Raw genomic sequence first — 1,749 nt, forward strand, 5'->3', positions numbered from 1 at the left:
TTAAACTACTATTTACTATAATAGTTTAGGTTTAAGCTTTTAGAAGTTTGTTGACGTGTACGTCTCATTAAATCAGGATCTTCAATTAATGATTGACCATAAGATGGAATCATTTTTTTGATTTTTGGTGTCCATTCTGATTTATATTCAGGGAAGTTTTTCTCTAATACTTCTAATGCAACTGATACTGAAGTAGAAGCCCCTGGAGATTCACCTAATAATGCAATTACAGTATGATCTTCAGAATTAACCACTTCTGTACCGAATTGGATAAAGCCTTTACCGTTTTCAGGTGTATCTTTGATTACTTGAACACGTTTACCAGCATTGTATAATTGCCAGTCTTCGTCACGTGCTTCTGGGTAGAATGTACGAAGATGGTTCATAGTACCTTCTTTAGTCATCAAGATTTGATCAATTGAATATTTAATTAATGGTAAGTTTTTAACTGCTGATGCTAATAAAGTTGTGATGTTATATGGTTTAACAGATTTAAATAAATCTAAATTAGAACCTTGTTTAAGGAATTTAGGTCCAATACTAGCGAATGGTCCAAATAGTAATGTACGTTCACCATCAATATAACGTGTATCTAAGTGAGGTACAGTCATTGGTGGTGTACCTTGAGGTTCTTTACCGTATACTTTAGCATCATGTGCTTGTATAACATCTGGATTTGTACAGATTAAGAATTGACCAGTGATTGGGAATCCACCTAAGTGTTTACTTTCAGGAATTCCTGTTTTTTGTAATAGTGGAATTGCGCCACCACCTGCACCAATAAATACATAATCAGCTAGTTGTGTTTCTACACTACCACTGTTACGTTGACGTACTTTAACTTCCCATTTACCGTCTTTACGTTGGTTAAAGTCCATTACTTCGTGGTTGTATTGAACATCTACATTAGGTTGTTTTTCTAAGTTTTTGGCCATTTTACGAGTAAGTTCACCAAAGTTTACGTCAGAACCTTCATCAATTTTACTAGCTGCCATAATGTCACCTGCACTATGACCTTGCATCATTAATGGAATCCATTTTCTCATTTGTTCAATATCTTCTGTATATTCAATATTGTCGAACATTGGGAATTCTTTCATAGCTTCATAACGATCTTTTAAAAATTGAACGTTATTTTTACCTCTTACAAAGCTAATGTGTGGTAGCGGACGAATAAATTCTTCAGGGTTACTGATTGTTTTGTTTTGAACTAAATGACTCCAAAATTGTTTTGATAATTCAAATTGTTCATTAATCTCTTTCGCTTGCTCAATGTTAATTGAACCATCTGGTTGTCTAACTGTATAATTCAATTCACATAAAGCAGCGTGTCCTGTACCAGCGTTATGACGCTCGTGAGAACTTTCATCACCTGGACGATCTAAACGCTCGTATAATTTAATATCCCATTCTGGTGCTAATTCTTTAATCATTGTACCGAATGTAGTACTTAATACCCCAGCGCCAATTATTACAACGCTTTTTGACTCTTTGTTAGTAGCCATTATCTAATCACCTTTCCTTATCTCAACTTGCAACTATAGTATAATACTAAATCACCTATCATTAAAATACATATTTTTTATAGGTGCCATTCTAATATGGAATCTTTTTTATTTCTACTATTAAAACATAGAGAGAAATAAATTTTTTAAATATCTTTTTTGTTATTCTATTGATGTACAACTTCATTTAAACAGAAAATTTACAAACATTCCATAATATAGCATTGCTAATTAAATATAGAAA

General features: G+C 32.6%; 1 protein-coding gene. It reads right to left on the reverse strand.

The genetic code is table 11. From position 1 onward, the window contains the following. Window positions 1–8: 8 nt before the first annotated feature. On the reverse strand, window positions 9–1,505 hold the full coding sequence (lqo, locus tag CD150_RS09980; RefSeq protein WP_019468546.1) for an L-lactate dehydrogenase (quinone): 1,497 nt from the start codon (window positions 1,503–1,505) through the stop codon (window positions 9–11). Window positions 1,506–1,749 lie beyond the last annotated feature (244 nt).

The organism is Staphylococcus ureilyticus (assembly GCF_002902235.1).
GTDB classification, from domain to species: Bacteria; Bacillota; Bacilli; order Staphylococcales; family Staphylococcaceae; genus Staphylococcus; species Staphylococcus ureilyticus.